Source organism: Streptomyces sp. NPDC053048 (genome assembly GCF_044547045.1).
Lineage (GTDB): Bacteria > Actinomycetota > Actinomycetes > Streptomycetales > Streptomycetaceae > Streptomyces.
This window is the reverse complement of sequence record NZ_JBITZS010000014.1, coordinates 39,850-54,468: the sequence shown is the minus strand read 5'-3', so window position 1 is coordinate 54,468 and position 14,619 is coordinate 39,850. Positions and strand designations below refer to the sequence as shown.

Below are 14,619 nucleotides of genomic sequence, written 5' to 3'. Positions count from 1 at the left end.
CGCCTTCCGCCGACGTGCCCGTCTGGACGCTCGGACCCCCCCCCCCCGGGGCCCCCCCCCCCCCCCCCCCCCCCCCCCCCCCCCCCCCCCCCCCCCGCCCCCCCCCCCCCGCCCCCCCCCCCCCCGGGCCGGGTCACGTTCACCGCAGGCGGGTCACAGGTTGTATCGCTCGATCTTCAGCACCCAGTTCTGAATCCCGGCAACGCCGACGTTGCTCCCGGTCGTCACCTTCACCTGTGCGGTGGCATCCTGCCGGGCGGTCTGCGGGGCGAACCTCATGATGCGCAGGGTGGTGTGGGAATTCCACTCGTTCCCCGAGACCGAAAGGTAACGGTGGTTGCCGCTGACGGGATGAGGCAGGTTTCCGCCGAACAGGACGTCCAGGAACACGGCAGTGTTCTTGTCCGGGGATCCCACAATGGCCTCCGCGCTGAACGTCGCCACGAAAAGCGCTCCCCTGGCGGGCGAGCCCCCGACCCTGAGGGGGATCCTCGCGCCCGGCAGGTCGTACGTCCCGGCGCTGCTGGTCTCCCATCGGTCCGCACCCCACGCCCAGTAGGTGCGGTCCGCCGGCCGCTGAACCGATGCCGAGTTCCCTCCCTGGGCGGGGCCGAAGATCTCGATCTCCAGGGAGGCCTTCCACCCAGCGATTTCGAGCGCGTTGTCCAGCTCCACGAACCCCGGAGCGGTATCCGGGAGAGCCTGGATGCTGACCGAGTAGGAGCCGTTCTGCTCCGGTGTACCGTCATTGAGGTGCAACACGTGCTGGAATCGCAGCTGCCTGCTGTTCGGATCCCAGTGGGGCGTCAGAGGCTGGTTGACACTTCCGCCGGCGGCGATGTAGCGGACTTCTCCTCCCGGCTGGGGGAACGTCACTCCCGCCGGAAAGCTGACCCCGATCCATTCCTGCTGGCCGCTGATCGGAACATCCGAACCGATGTCGATGGTGAACGCCCCTGTGTCTCCGGGCTCCAGCTCCGGAATGGGGTGCCCCTGCGCGATGGTGAAGGCCATTCTTCTTCCCCCTCGTGTGTCGCGTACTCCCCCTGCTTGCTGCCGAGTTGACGCTACCGCGAGAGCCGCACCGCCGTGGCGTTATGCACCGAGTGGCCGAATAGTGCTTCGCCAGGGCCCGGTGCGTGGGCACGAGGACCATGGAGCCCGGCCGCGAACCGTTGCAGCATGCAGCCCATTCGGTGCATTATGTTGCAACTGAAGGTGGGGTGACGGTGAATCAGGAGCACGGAGCGTCCTCAGGAGCACCGGAACACCCTGCCGGGGGCATGGCCCACGCGGCGAAGGCCGCGATCGCCCTGCGGCTTCGGTACATCCGCCGGCACCACCCGGAAGGCCCCTTCAGCCTGGCCAAGCTGGCCGAACGCGCGGGGGTCTCCAAGCGCACCCTGGCATCGGCGGAGTCCGCCGACGGCACGAACCTGACCATCGAGACCCTGATGAAGGTGGCCCAGAGCCTGGGCATCCGCCGCCTGGCCTACTTCCTCGACGAGCAGGTCTTCCACGAGGTCAACGCGGAGCTGGAGACGGTCGGCGACGGCCCCCGGATTCCGGCGCCCGGGAAGAGTAAGTACATACGGTGTGGTGGCGTCGGGCCGGCAACAGGCGGCTCCAGCAGCGGTGCGAGCAGCTCGTGAGTGCGCTGGAACTGCCGTCGCGCGAGAAGGTCTCCGTGCAGTCGCTCTGCGCGCGCATCAGCCGGATGTCCGGGCGGCCCATCCATCTCCTTCCCCTCAAGCTGCCGCTGGGCAGCCCCGACGGTCTGTGGCTGTCCCTCGACGACGCGGATTACATCGTCTACGAGCAGCTCCTCGCGCCCGTCCATCAGCACCAGGTCATCCTGCACGAGATCGGGCACCTGCTCTGCGGTCACCGGTCGGCCCCCGTGATGACCGAGGACGTCTCCCAACTGCTGCTCCCCTCGCTCGATCCGGACCTCGTCCGCCGGGTCCTGGGGCGCGAGCACTCCCAATCCGAAGCGGAGATCGAGGCCGAGCTCGTCGGGTCGCTCATCGGCCGCAGGATCGGCACCTGGAACGTGGAGCAGGTCTTCACGGTGCCACCGGAGGCGCAGGCGATAGCCGCGCGTCTCTCCGCTCTGGAAAGGCCGGACCGAGGGAGAAATGAATAACTTTCAGCAGAACCTGAACGGAACCCTGTATCCGATATGTGCCGCGGTGGCCTTCCTGGCCCTCCTGTACAAGTTACGGATCCTGCGCACCGACCGCTCGGCCGTGCAGGTCGCCCTGGTCGGGAACTTCTTCTTCCTGTTCGTGATCTACACGGTGTCCACCCCTGTGGTGTGGACCGCGACCAGTCGTGCCGTCGGCATCGTCAATTTCTCCGGGCTGTTCACCCAGAGCTGCGTCATCGTGCAGGTGGCCTGCCAGCAGGTGGTTCTCCTGCACCTGTCCCACGAGCGGAGCGTCGCCTGGCGCAAGGCCGTCCCGCGGCTCGTCGCCATCGCCCTGATCCTCGTGGCCATGGCGACCCTGTTCTCCCTGGCCGGCGGCATGGGCGAGCAGTCGACCCACTTCGCCGTCACACACGCCCAGTACTACCCCCTCTACCTCAGCGTCTATCTGCTCGGCTACGCCTCGAACCAGATCGACATGCTCTTCATGGGATGGAAGTACGCGAAGGTCGCCCCCACCCCCTGGCTGCGACGCGGACTGCTCCTGATCTCGCTGGCCGTCCCGTTCGGCCTGATCTACGTGCTGTGCCGGGTCGCCGACATCGTCGCCGGCCAGATGGGATCCAACGGACAGGCGTGGGAGCCCGTCGCGCCCATAGCGGTCGCCGTCTCGGCGGTCATCCGGATCACCGGGTGGACCCTCCCCGACTGGGGCCCTTACCTCAGCCGGATCTGGCAACGACTCGAATGCCGCCGCGCCTACTGGGAACTCAAGCCGCTCCACCGCGCGGTGACCGCCCAGGTGCCCGCCCCCGTACTCCACCTGGAACCCGGCACCGACCTGCGCACCCGCCTGTACCGCCTCATCGTCGAGATCCGGGACGCCCAATGGGCCCTTCGCGTCTGGATGGACCCCGCAGTGGCCGAACGCGCCCGCCAGGACTGCTCGGCGGCAGGTCTGAAGGGAACGGAGCTCGCCGCCGTGGTCGAAGCGGCCCAGCTCATCGCCGCGCTGCGGGCGAAAGCCCAGGCGAGAAAGCCCGCCATCCATGTCGCGTCGCCCCGCGTGGAGGACCCTCCGGACCTCGCGGCCGAGCTGGCCTTCCAGCGCAAGCTGGCACGGGCCTTCCGCACCCCACCCGCCGCAGCCCGCGCCACAGTGTCCGAGGGCACGACCGCACCCGCACCCACCCAGGAACCCGTGTGACCGACAAGACACTTCCCATGCCGTTCGACGCGGCCTCGTTCACGGACCCCAACCCCCTGTACACACGCTTGCGCGAAGAGAGCCCCGTACACCGCGTGTCGACCCCCGACGGGTCGCCCGTCTGGCTCGTCACCCGGGAAGCCGACGTGCGCAGCGCCCTCAACGACCGTCGCCTGACCGTCGACAAGGCGCATTCCGGCACCGGGTACAAGGGCTTCACCCTGCCCCCGGCCCTGGACGACAACCTGCTCAACATGGACGGCTCCGACCACCTGCGGCTGCGCCGCCTGGTCTCCAGGACGTTCACGCCCCGCCACGTCGACGGCCTGAAGGACCGGGTCCGGGCCGTGGCCGACCAACTGGCCGACGACATCGCCGCACGTGGGGAAGCCGAGCTCGTCGCCGACTACGCCAACCCGCTGCCCCTGATCGTCATCGGCGACCTCCTGGGCGTCCCCGACGGGATCCGGCGCCCGTTCTCCCGGTGGGCGGGCGCCATGCTCGCACCCGAGTACCCGGGCCAGGTGGCCGAAGCCGTCGACCACATCCACGGCTACCTCCTGGGCCTGGTCGCCATGCGCCGCACCACCCCGGGCGACGACCTGCTCTCACGGCTGATCGCGGCCCGGGACGAAGGGGAGCGGCTGAGCGAGAACGAGCTCGTCTCCCTGGCCTTCCTGCTCCTGTGGACCGGGAGCGAGAACACCCAGCACCTCATCAGCAGCGGGCTCCTGACGCTGATCCGCCACCCCGGGCAGCTCGCCGCGCTGCGCGCCGACCCCGGCCTCCTGCCGGCCGCGGTGGAGGAGATCATGCGCTTCGCCCACCCCAACCAACTGGCCATCCGGCGCTTCCCCACCGAAGACGTGGAGATCGGTGGGGTCACGGTCCCCGCCGGCGACACGGTCATGCTCGGCCTGACCTCGGCCAACCGCGACCCCGCACGCTTCGGCGACCCCGACACGTTCGACATCCGGCGCGAGGACAACGCACACCTGGCCCTCGGCTACGGCATCCACTACTGCCTCGGGGCACCGCTGGCCCGGATGGAAGTGCAGATCGCGCTGGCCACCCTGCTGAAGCGTTTCCCCCGCATCGAGCTCGCGACCTCCGAGGACGACCTCCAGTGGAGGCCGTCCTTCAGGTCCCACGCCCTCACACAGCTGCCGATCCGCGTCGGCGAGGGCTGACACGGGCAACGCCCTCCCGTATGCGACCGCACGTGCCCGCGCGGCGGTCAGCCGGCTGTCAGTGGCAGGTCAGAGGCCTGCGGCAGAGTTCTTCCCAGCGGCGCCTGCACCGGATCCCGGAGGTCACCGGGGCAGGCACCCGGGAGAGGTACCCGAAGCGGCCCAACGGGGGCCGGGCAACCATGTCCGGCCGGGCGAAAGCCCACGCAGGTTCGAATCCTGCCCTCTCCGCCTCGCAGGACCATCTCCTGCTCTCCTCGAAATCCGTCTTCGCAAGGCAGGAGTAGGTTCCTTGACCGACAACGGCACCCCGGCCCAAGAGCGCCCCCGAGTAACGGTGATCGCCAACCCGCGGGCAGGTTCCACGACGAAGGAACTCCTCTCGGAGGTCGAGGACATCTGCGCCCTCCATGCCGGGAGCGTGGAGGTCCTCTGGACCGGGGAACGCGGCCACGCGACGGAACTGGCCCGCCGGTGCGCACTCGACGAGACGGGACACCGCTCCACCGTGATCGTCTCCATCGGCGGCGACGGCACCGCCCGCGAAGTCGTCACCGGCCTGCTCGAGGCCAAGGACAGCGGGGCCCGCCTGCCCGCGCTCCTGGTCCTGCCCGGCGGCACCGGCAACTCGAACTACCGGCACTTCTGGCAGGACATGCCCTGGCAGAGGGCGCTCACCGCAGGCCTCACCGGCCAGGGCAGCGAACTGCGCACCTACGACCTCGCCACCATCGCCGGCACCTCCCGGCTCGTCGTACTCGGCGCGAGCACCGGGCTGTTCGCCGAAGCCACCGCCGAAGCCCTGGCCATACCCGTCGCCGGCAGAGCCCGCTACCAGGCCGCCATCACATCGGTCCTCGCCCGCTTCACCCCCTACCCGGGGCGCGTCCTCGTCGACGGCCGTCCCGTGCACGCCGGGGACACCGTCCTCGTCAACGTCGGCGGCGGACGCTACCGGGCCGGGGTCTACGAGACCATGCCGTTCTCCTCCCCGGACGACGGCCTGCTCGACGTCTGCGTGATCGGATCCGGCATCCCGGCCGAGACCGCCCTCGACCTCATGCGCCAGGGCGGCGCCCACGTGAGCTCCGAACACGTCACCTACAAGCGCGGCAGGCGCATCACCCTCGAACGGACCGACGGCGAACCCCTGAGCTTCGAGCACGACGGAGAAGTGCTGCCCGGAGACGCCACGTCCATCACCATCGACGTCCTGCCCAAGGTGCTCCCCGTCCTCGTCGCACCCCAGGGGACCAAGGCATGACCACGCCCCACAACCCGCCCTCCGGCACCGCCGGCACCACCGACACCAACAGCACCCACCTCACCGGCCCTGACCGGCGGAGCGTGCTGGAGGAGCTGGCGGACTGGGCGAGCGCCCTGCAGCTGTGCGACGTGCCGCAGCGCGTCGTGGAATTCGCGGCGAGCCAGATCCTTTCCCAGATCGCGGCCATCCGCGTGGGCCTGCGGCAGAACGAGGGCAAGCGTCTCGTCGGCGCGCTCGGCGCTCCCTTCCAGCGGGACACCGCGCAGTCCGCCCGCGTACTGGCCGGAGCGGGCGCGTGGCTGAACCTCGACGACACCGCGTACGCGGGCCACCTGGCCCCCTCGACGGTGGCTGTGCCGCTGGCGTTCGCCCATGCCCTGAGGCTGTCCGGTCACGACCTCCTGCGCGCGGTGATCGTGGCCAACGAATGCGCCTCCCGCATCACCGCGTCCGCGACCCTCGGCCCCTTCCGCGGCCAGACCGCACTGCACACCCACCTGGTCGGCGCGGTCGCCGGACGCCTGGCCAGTGAGAAGGCACCCGTCCACCAGTGGCGCAACGCCCTGGCACTGGCCCTGAGCGCGCCCCCCTGGACCCTGATGCGCGGCTTCGTCAGCAGCGACGCCCGCCTCCTGCACGTACCCGTGGCCGTGCGCATGGCCATGGACGCCTGCGACGCGGCGGCCGGCGGCCTCACCGGTGCCCCCGACATCGTCGAGCACCCGGACGGCTTCCTCGACCGGTTCGCCACCGTCCCGCTGCCCGAGGCCGTCACCGCAGGCCTCGGACACCGCTGGCACACCGAGACCCTGTCCTTCAAGCTGCACCCCGGCGGGCCCGGCATCGACGCGGCCATCGACTGCGCGGCCGAACTCCACTCCCTCATGGGCGACTGGAGCCCCGAGGACGTGGAAGAGATCGTCGTCGAAGGGTCCTTGTACACCCTCTTCGCGGCCCGCAAGGCCCAGCCCTATCTCGACGGGCCCCGCACGCCCCTGGGAGTCATGGTGCTGACCACCCCGTACCCGGTGGCGACGGCACTGCTGACCGGCCACCTGGCCATCGAGGACTTCTGTCCTCCGGCCGTGGACCGGGCCGAGCGGTGGGCCCTGGCCGCGAAGGTGCGCCTCGTCCACAACGCGTCCATGACCAGGGCACTGCTGACCGGGGACGCCCCGGTCGGCGAGGCCATCCGCCAGGCGGGAGACCGCAGCGCCGAGTGGCTTCGCGCGTTCGGCGGCGACGACGTGCCCGACCTGCCCGCCCTCCTCGGTGAAGTGGGCCCACCCCTCGAGGACTTCACCCAGGCCGTCAAACCGACGCCCGCCCGCGTCACCGTGCGCATGCGCGACGGCCGTTCCCACAGCCGCGAGCTGTCCATCCCCCACGGTGGAATCGGGCCCGCCCTGCGAGAGCGGCACCGCGCCCTGGTGACGGACAAATTCCTGGCTTCCGGCGGCCCGCGGGACATCGCCGAAGCATGGTCCGACCTCGCCGGCTTCGGGCCCGACGACCTGGCCCCACTGATCGAGAAAGCCCTGACCGTCCAGTGACACGACACACCGTCGCCTGTCCGAGGAGGAATCCGACGTGCACGATCCGCACACCCTGTTGTCGCCCGAAAGCACGGCGGAGCAGCGCCTGGCACGCCGGGGGTACGTCCTCGACCGCGCCGCCCTCAGCGCACTGGTCCGCGGGCGTGCGGAGGCCATCGCCACGCGTGACAACCTGCGCGCGGAGCTCAACGCGATCTCCCGCCGAATGCGGGGGGCAGGCGAAGAGGCCCGCCGTGCCGGGGGCGAAGCGGCGCGGGAGCTGAAGGAACGCATCCGTAAGGCCGAGGACAGCCGGCGAACGCTGGACGCCGAGCTGAAGGACCTGCTGCTCCGCATCCCGAACATACCGCTGGACGAGGCACCCGACGGCGGCCCCGAGGACCCCCCGGTCGAGCTCCGCCGCTGGGGGCAGGCCCCCCGGTTCGACTTCACCCCCCGGGACCACGTGGACCTGGGGGCCGCCACCGGAATCCTCGACCTCGGACGGGCCGGCAAGCTCTCCGGAGCACGCTTCGCCGTCGCCGTACGGGCCGGGGCGCTCCTCGAGAGGGCGCTGGCCGGCTTTCTCCTCGACCTGCACACCAAGGAACACGGATACGCGGAGTACAGCGTCCCGCACCTGGTGACGCGGGAGACCATGACCGGCACCGGCCAGCTGCCCAAGTTCGAGAACGACCTCTTCAGGACCCAGGTGGACGAGGACCGCGACCTCTACCTGATCCCCACCGCCGAGGTCCCCCTGGTCAACCTCTACCGGGACGAGACGCTCCCCGCCGCCGACCTGCCCCTGGCGCTGACCGCCCATACGGCGTGCTTCCGCTCGGAAGCGGGCTCCTACGGGCGGGACACCCGCGGGCTCATCCGGCTGCACCAGTTCGCCAAGGTGGAACTCGTACGGCTGTGCGCCCTGGAGGACGCCGCCGACCAGCTCCAGCTGCTGCTCACCCATGCGGAGGAGTGCCTCAGGCGTCTGGGACTGCACTACCGCGTCATCGACCTGCGCGCCGGCGACCTCGGGTTCTCCGCTCGCCGTACCTTCGACCTCGAGGTGTGGCTGCCCAGCCAGGACACGTTCCGGGAGATCTCCTCGGTGTCGGACTGCGGCCCGTTCCAGGCCCGCAGGGCCGGCATCCAGGTGCGCCGCGGAGCCAAGAGGGAGTACCTGGCCACGCTCAACGGCTCCGGCCTTCCCATCGGACGGACGGTGGTGGCGATCCTCGAGCAGTACCAGCAGGCCGACGGCTCGATCACCGTTCCCGCCGCCCTGGTGCCCTACACGGGATTCAGCAGGATCGGAGCGGACGGCCGCTGCGACTGACCGGGCCGTACAGCGTTCGGGGGCTGCCACCATGCCGGTGGCAGCCCCCGAACGCTGTACGGCACACCGTGGGTGTTTCAGCCGATGCCGGGCGCGCGCAGGGACCGCAGGCCCTGCGCGGGCAGTCCGCCGCCCTCCGTGGCCGACTTCATGGTCTCGCCCACGGCCTCGCCGGCCGATCCCGCCGCCGTGCCGACGACTCGCTGGACGGTGGAGACCGTCTTCTTCACGGCCGTTCCGCCTGTCCGGCCGACCCTGGGCACCTCCTTCCTGACCGCCTTGCCCCCGGCCTCGCCGGCCAGCGCCGTCGTCCTGCGGGCGGTACCGTCCACCACCGTGCCGACACTGCCGGGGTCGACGGCGGTCAGACCGCCCAGGTCGGCAACCTTCGGCAGATCGGCCGCATGAGCGGCGGCGGCCGGACCCACGGTGCCCACACCCAGAGCGGCAGCGGCCATGGCGGCCGTCACGAGCACTCGTCGCATCAGGACTCCTTCAGTCGTCTTAAGTCGTCGGGGAGATGGACCGTCGCGACAAGAACGAGCCGCACAGGCCGTCGGACACCGGGAGACACACCCGGATGGCCGCCTTCCGTCTTCCCGCTGGTGGGAACACCTGAGAGGTCAGCCACAGAAGGGAGCGGGCCCATGGCGAAGAACGCCCATGTGCGCCACAGCGGTGACGGGAAGGCGTTCTGCGGGGTGGGTGTGGGGCGGTGGGCCCATTCCGGGTGGTATCGACAAGTTCTTCGCCGAGGCAGGCGAGCCGGCCCAACGACGGGAGCTGCCGCCCCAGTCGGAGGCGCCGCCGGACGTCGACCGCCTCATCGAGATCGGCAAGCGGCACGGAATCCTGATGCAGCCCATGCCCGGCGCCTAGTGGGCGGCGAGCAGCTCATCCAGCTGATGCAGCGCCTTGTCGGCGGCCGCCGCGATCTCCTTGTTGTCCGGGTCACCGCACAACTGGACGAACAACTCCGCCGTGCGCTGCTGCGCGGCTTCGAGCGTGGACGGGGCGGCTGCGGGCTTGGCGTCGGACATGCCGATTCTCCTCTGTTGGTGTGAATTCCGGGTGCGGATTCCGGTGCGGATTCCGGTGTGAATTCGTGCTCAGGGCCTGTGAGGGCACCGGCTACATCGCGTTGGCGGCTCGCCAGACGTTCACGAAACCGTCGATGCTCGCCTTGCCGGTGAAGGCGGCGTATTCGGTGAGCACAAGGCTCTGGTTCCACTTCTCCTTGTAGGAGAGCTGCGACGAGGCGGGGTAGACGATCTGGTTCTCCCACAGGTAGTGCATGAGCCACTTGAAGCCCAGACTGTGCCCCTCCACCTCCCTGTCGTCGCTCAGGCTGGTGAACGGGGTGAAGCCGAAGTGGAGCCACGGCACGTCCTCGCCGCGGAAGACGTCGATGGCGGCTTTGTTGATGGCCTCCATCACGCCGGCCGGGCTGTCGGGACGGCGGCGGCTCAGGTCGTGCATCCATCCCGGGTTGGAGCCGTAGACCGGCGAGTAGGACACGTACCCGATCAGTTCGCCGTCGATATGGCCGACGAAAAGGCGACGGTGCTTTTGCATGTCGCCGCCGGTCTGGCCGACCAGGTACTCCAGGGGACGGGCGCTCTCGCCCTTGATCGGGAGCCAGAGACGGTCGATCTCGCGGACACCGTGCGCCCACTGCTCGTAATCGGCCTCGACGATGGTCAGCCCGCTGCGCAGCGCCCGCGAGATCTTGTTGCGCAGCTGCATGTACCGGGAGCCGGCCAGGGTGAAGGTGTTCAGGTCGACGGCGTAGGACGCGCCGACCTGGTTGACGGTGAAGCCGTGGCGCGCGTAGACGCGGGCGTCGCGTTCCTGCAGCTGGATCGAGCTGACGGTCCGGCCCTGGCTTTCGGCGAAGGCGCGGAAGCCGAGCAGGAGGTCCTCGTACGACTCGTCCGGGGCGAACGGCCCGCCGAACTGGATCAGATGATGTCCCGCGGGCCGGTAGACGACCACGCCGGGTCGGCCGGGAAGCGTGAAGTATGAGTTTCCTTCGTTGACGGCCAGGAATGAACTCGGATTCTCGGACGCCGAGTATGCGCGGATGGCGTCCAGAACGTAGTCGACCGATATCTCGCGGGCCGCGTCGCGCGTGGGTGTACTCATGAATCATTCTCCTTGCGTTCTCTGCCGTCCGTCGCTGCCGACCTCCTGCGTGTGCGAGCACCCGGGGCAGGAGGTCAAGGGCCGGAACCCATCGTGCGGCCTGCGATGAGCCTTCATCAATAGCAATGCGGGCATGGCTCTCGAGTCGTCAGTGGGACGTCATCGAGATGTCAGCGCGGTGTTCGTGAAGTGCCGTGGGCAATGCTGTCAGGAAGGCGTCAGCGGGTGGTCAGATCACCGTGCCAGGATCTCGTCGCGAAATATGAGAACCGAGTCCCATCTGTTCGACCGGCTCTTCGAACCGACGCTGGAGGATTCCGCGCATGCGCTCCCTCGACCTTGCACGCGAGACGATCGACCGTCTCCACCCCGGGCTACTCAAGGGACTGTCGGAAATCCCCTTGCTGGAAAGGGAGACGGCAGGAAGCCCGGTACTCGACATTTTCCGGGCCCAGGGCGGAGCCGGGCTGCTGGTGCCGGCGGCCTACGGAGGGCTGGGGGCCGACGCTCTGGAGGCCGTCCGGGTGACCCGGGCGCTCGGCGCCTACTCACCGTCGCTCGCGGCCGCCGCGACGATGCACAACTTCACGGCCGCCATGCTGTTCGCCCTGGCCGACCGGGTCGTACCCCCGAGCCCGTCGCAGGTGGAACTGCTCTCCCGTATCGCGCCGGAGGGCCTGCTGCTCGCCTCGGGCTGGGCCGAGGGGCGTACTCAGCAGGACATCCTCAACCCCTCGGTGTCGGCCACCGCCGTCGAGGACGGGTTCGTCCTCAACGGTTCGAAGAAGCCGTGCAGTCTCTCGCGTTCCATGAACCTGCTGACGGCGAGCGTCACGCTGCCCGGTGACGACGGTTCCGCGTCGCTGGCCGTGCTGCTCATCCCGGCGGACTCCCAGGGCATCTCGGTCCACCCGTTCTGGGACAGCCCCATCCTCGCGGCGTCCCAGAGCGACGAGGTCCGGCTGGAGGACGTCCATGTGCCCGAGCACCTGATCATCCGCGGCACCACGGAGGACCCCGAGCGCCTGGACGACCTGCAGACGGCGGCGTTCGTCTGGTTCGAGATGCTGATCACCTCCGCCTACGTCGGTGCCGCCAGTGCCCTGACCGAGATGGTCATGGAGCGCGAGCGTGGCAGCGTCACCGACCGGGCGGCCCTGGGGATCCAGTTGGAGTCGGCCGTCTCCCTGACGGAGGGCCTGGCCCGCGCGGTCCGCGACGGAATCGCCGGCGAGGAGGCGGTCGCCGCCTGCCTGACCAGCCGCTTCGCCGTCCAGAAGTCGCTGGCGGCCATCGCCGACCAGGCGGTCGAGCTCCTCGGCGGCATCGCCTTCATCAAGTCCTCCGACGTCGCCTACCTCTCCTCGGCCCTTCACCCCCTCGCCTTCCACCCGCCCGGCCGGACCAGCTCGTCCCCGCACCTGGTCGAGTACTTCAACGGCGGCCCGCTGCAGATCTGACCGCGCTCCGCGACGACAAGCACCGACGGGTGGTCTCACCATGGATCAAGTCAACTCATTCGAGTCACCGACGACCGTTCGCCTCCACCGGACCGAGTACCTCGCGGGACTCGCGGTGTCCCTCGGATTCTTCATCGCCCACATCGGCGACGTCCGCTGGCTCCCGGCGATCGTTCTCTTCGTCTACATCGACCTCATCGGCTACATCCCCGGCGCCATCGCCTACCGCAAGAGCCCGGACAAGCACATCCCGAAGACCTATTACGTGCTCTACAACACGATGCACAGCCTTCTGACCCAGGGGCTCGTCATCGGGCTGTGGGTCCTGATCAGCGGCTGGGAATGGGCGCTGCTGGTCGTCCCGATCCACCTCTGCGCGGACCGCGGCGTCTTCGGCAACTTCATGAAGCCCTTCGCGCTGCCGTTCGAGCCCGTGCCGAACGCGGAGTTCGCCGAGCTCTCCCGGAACCTGTTCGCCAAGCCCCGGGCCACTGCCACCACCGCCACCACCGCCGCTTCCGGCGTTGTGGGGTCGGGACGATGAGCGGCGCCCGGCTCGCCGATGTCGCAGCTGACGCCACTACTGATGCCGAGGCCGAGGCGCAGCTTCTGCGCAGCGTCTCACGCCAGTTGCCCACCGGCATCGCGGTCCTGACCGCCGCGCACGAGGGCGCGGTGCACGCGGCCACCGTCAGCACGGTGTGTGTGGTGTCGCAGCGTCCGCTGACCGTGTCGGTCAGCCTGCGCCGCGAATCGTTCATGACGCGACTGATCGCACAGAGCGGGCACTTCATGATCAATGTGCTCTCGTCGCGCCAGGCCCTGCTGGCCGACTGGTTCGCCAATCCGCAGCGCCCCGCGGGTGCCCGCCAGTTCGACCTCGTCAAGTGGGAGACGGACCCCGAATCCGGCCTCCCCGTGCTGAAGGACCGCCTGGCGCAGCTCGCCTGCCGCCTCACCGGCACCCTTGCGGTCGGGGACGCCGACGCGCTCCTGATCGCCCCCGTCGTCAGCGGCCGCGCCGCCTCCGGCCGCCCGCTGATCAACTTCGCCGGCCGCCTCCACGACGTCGAGTTCCGTGACGTGGTCCGCCGCCAGGGATGGCGCGAACCCAGCGCCCCTGCGGGTCTGGAGTAGCGCCACGGGCGGGCGGCCTGGAACAGCGCCCCGGGCCCGGAACAAGGCCCCGCTCACCTCACCCCTGTATTTCTCTGAAAGGAAGACCTCCTCATGACCCTCCCCATCCCCGCCGAGGCCGACTGGGACCAGGCACCGACGCTCCTCGACGGTGCCATGAACCTCGACCTGACGGCGGAGCAGTGCGACCTGGCCTACTGGTTCCGGGCCGTGGCCCAGGGGACGCTGCGCGACCGCGCGGAGAACGGCCACACCGCGGATGAGGTGACGCCCGAGCACATGCGCAAGGACGGCCCGCTGCGCGACGCCCAGATACTGGAGCTGGGCTGCCGGTCGGTCGCCGAGGCCGAGGGCACCAAGGCCCTGGCCTACTACGTGGCGCACGCCACCGGGCTGCCCGAGATGGACTTCTTCGCCACCCAGCTCATGGACGAGGCGCGGCACTCGATGGTGTTCCGCAACCACCTGGTCGAGATGGGCGTTCCCCGGGACGAACTCCACCGGACCATCGCCGAGCTGTCCGTGGACTACAAGCGCGAGGTCCTCGACCCGATCCTGGAGTTCGCCCTGCAGTCGGTGCGCGACGAGGACGACTTCATCGGCGGCGTGGCCATCTTCACGATCATCATCGAAGGCGTGCTCGCGCCGGCGGCGGAGCTCAGCGAGCGCAAGTGGAACCTCATCGACCCGGCCGCCAGCGCCATCGCCCGCGGCGCCGCCATCGACGAGATCCGCCACCTGACGGTGGGCAGCTCCATCGTCCGCGAGCACCTCGCGCGCCACCCGGAGTACCGGTCGCGGCTGATGGACATCATCGTCCGGGGCCGCAAGCTCTGGGACACCATTCCCGACAAGAAGTACATCATGGAGCGCGAGCACCTCTTCCAGGAAGGCATGCACCAGCACGCCGGCCTCATCGGCGACTACGAGGTGTGGCCCGGCCGCCGCCTGCTCGACACCACGGCCGAGGAGCGCTACACGACCGCGGAGCAGTGGACGGACAAGATGGCCGCCGCCCGCCTGGTCTACATGGGCCTCGAGGAGGCCATCGAGATCCTCCGCCTGACCTGATCCCGACGCCTGCGTGCCCGGTCCGCCCCGCCTGCCCGGCAGCCGGGGCGGACCGGGCAGGCGGCATTGCCGACAGCACCCTGCCGACGGCCCGTCGCCGCGCGCGGTGATGTCCGGGA

Annotated in this window: 16 protein-coding genes and 1 tRNA gene; 13 read left to right on the top strand and 4 right to left on the bottom strand. The window is 69.7% G+C overall.

The window, feature by feature from the left end:
* Positions 1–153: 153 nt before the first annotated feature.
* Positions 154–1,014, bottom strand: coding sequence for a hypothetical protein (locus ACIG36_RS30905; protein WP_399935068.1), 861 nt, complete (start codon positions 1,012–1,014; stop codon positions 154–156).
* Positions 1,015–1,229: 215 nt separating this feature from the next.
* Here ACIG36_RS30905 and ACIG36_RS30900 point away from each other — a divergent pair, with 215 nt between their 5' ends.
* From ACIG36_RS30900 to serS, 8 genes are all read left to right on the top strand, one after another.
* Positions 1,230–1,652 (top strand): helix-turn-helix domain-containing protein, encoded by a 423-nt coding sequence (locus ACIG36_RS30900; RefSeq protein WP_399935066.1) that lies wholly within the window; start codon positions 1,230–1,232, stop codon positions 1,650–1,652.
* Positions 1,649–2,146: a ParH-like protein gene (locus ACIG36_RS30895; protein WP_399935063.1), complete on the top strand. Its 498-nt coding sequence runs from the start codon at positions 1,649–1,651 to the stop codon at positions 2,144–2,146. Before ACIG36_RS30900 ends, ACIG36_RS30895 begins: the two co-directional genes overlap by 4 nt.
* Positions 2,139–3,356: an MAB_1171c family putative transporter gene (locus ACIG36_RS30890; protein ID WP_399935061.1), complete on the top strand. Its 1,218-nt coding sequence runs from the start codon at positions 2,139–2,141 to the stop codon at positions 3,354–3,356. The genes ACIG36_RS30895 and ACIG36_RS30890 overlap by 8 nt, the downstream gene beginning before the upstream one ends.
* Before the next feature lie 17 nt (positions 3,357–3,373).
* Positions 3,374–4,546 (top strand): cytochrome P450, encoded by a 1,173-nt coding sequence (locus ACIG36_RS30885; protein ID WP_399935289.1) that lies wholly within the window; start codon positions 3,374–3,376, stop codon positions 4,544–4,546.
* A gap of 142 nt (positions 4,547–4,688) precedes the next feature.
* Positions 4,689–4,777: transfer RNA gene (locus tag ACIG36_RS30880), tRNA-Leu, on the top strand.
* Between the two features lie 61 nt (positions 4,778–4,838).
* Entirely contained in the window at positions 4,839–5,810 is a 972-nt protein-coding gene (locus ACIG36_RS30875; protein ID WP_399935058.1) for a diacylglycerol/lipid kinase family protein, read from the top strand.
* Entirely contained in the window at positions 5,807–7,366 is a 1,560-nt protein-coding gene (locus ACIG36_RS30870) for an MmgE/PrpD family protein (RefSeq protein WP_399935055.1), read from the top strand. The genes ACIG36_RS30875 and ACIG36_RS30870 overlap by 4 nt, the downstream gene beginning before the upstream one ends.
* A gap of 37 nt (positions 7,367–7,403) precedes the next feature.
* Complete coding sequence (gene serS, locus ACIG36_RS30865) at positions 7,404–8,687, top strand: serine--tRNA ligase (RefSeq protein WP_399935052.1); 1,284 nt, start codon at positions 7,404–7,406, stop codon at positions 8,685–8,687.
* A gap of 77 nt (positions 8,688–8,764) precedes the next feature.
* On the opposite strand, the gene ACIG36_RS30860 is transcribed toward serS, so the two are convergent.
* Positions 8,765–9,172 carry an ATP-binding protein gene (locus tag ACIG36_RS30860; protein ID WP_399935049.1) on the bottom strand — a complete coding sequence of 136 codons (408 nt, stop codon included), beginning with the start codon at positions 9,170–9,172 and terminating at the stop codon, positions 8,765–8,767.
* 178 nt (positions 9,173–9,350) lie between these two features.
* Between ACIG36_RS30860 and ACIG36_RS30855 the strand changes: the two genes are divergently transcribed.
* Complete coding sequence (locus tag ACIG36_RS30855; RefSeq protein WP_399935046.1) at positions 9,351–9,566, top strand: hypothetical protein; 216 nt, start codon at positions 9,351–9,353, stop codon at positions 9,564–9,566.
* Here ACIG36_RS30855 and ACIG36_RS30850 read toward each other — a convergent pair.
* On the bottom strand, positions 9,563–9,727 hold the full coding sequence (locus ACIG36_RS30850; RefSeq protein WP_399935043.1) for an ABC transporter ATP-binding protein: 165 nt from the start codon (positions 9,725–9,727) through the stop codon (positions 9,563–9,565). The genes ACIG36_RS30855 and ACIG36_RS30850 overlap by 4 nt on opposite strands.
* Positions 9,728–9,818: 91 nt before the next feature.
* Positions 9,819–10,832, bottom strand: a complete 1,014-nt coding sequence (locus ACIG36_RS30845) for a phosphatidylglycerol lysyltransferase domain-containing protein (protein ID WP_399935040.1) — start codon at positions 10,830–10,832, stop codon at positions 9,819–9,821.
* A 323-nt stretch (positions 10,833–11,155) separates the two neighbouring features.
* Here ACIG36_RS30845 and ACIG36_RS30840 point away from each other — a divergent pair, with 323 nt between their 5' ends.
* The 4 genes from ACIG36_RS30840 to ACIG36_RS30825 all read left to right on the top strand — a co-directional run bounded on the left by ACIG36_RS30840 (position 11,156) and on the right by ACIG36_RS30825 (position 14,500).
* Positions 11,156–12,292 carry an acyl-CoA dehydrogenase family protein gene (locus ACIG36_RS30840; RefSeq protein ID WP_399935037.1) on the top strand — a complete coding sequence of 379 codons (1,137 nt, stop codon included), beginning with the start codon at positions 11,156–11,158 and terminating at the stop codon, positions 12,290–12,292.
* Between the two features lie 40 nt (positions 12,293–12,332).
* Positions 12,333–12,836 carry a hypothetical protein gene (locus ACIG36_RS30835; RefSeq protein ID WP_399935034.1) on the top strand — a complete coding sequence of 168 codons (504 nt, stop codon included), beginning with the start codon at positions 12,333–12,335 and terminating at the stop codon, positions 12,834–12,836.
* Entirely contained in the window at positions 12,833–13,429 is a 597-nt protein-coding gene (locus tag ACIG36_RS30830; RefSeq protein WP_399935032.1) for a flavin reductase family protein, read from the top strand. The genes ACIG36_RS30835 and ACIG36_RS30830 overlap by 4 nt, the downstream gene beginning before the upstream one ends.
* A 93-nt stretch (positions 13,430–13,522) precedes the next feature.
* The gene (locus ACIG36_RS30825) at positions 13,523–14,500 is read left to right on the top strand and encodes a VlmB-like protein (RefSeq protein WP_399935029.1); all 978 of its coding nucleotides are present in this window, start codon (positions 13,523–13,525) and stop codon (positions 14,498–14,500) included.
* Positions 14,501–14,619: the final 119 nt, after the last annotated feature.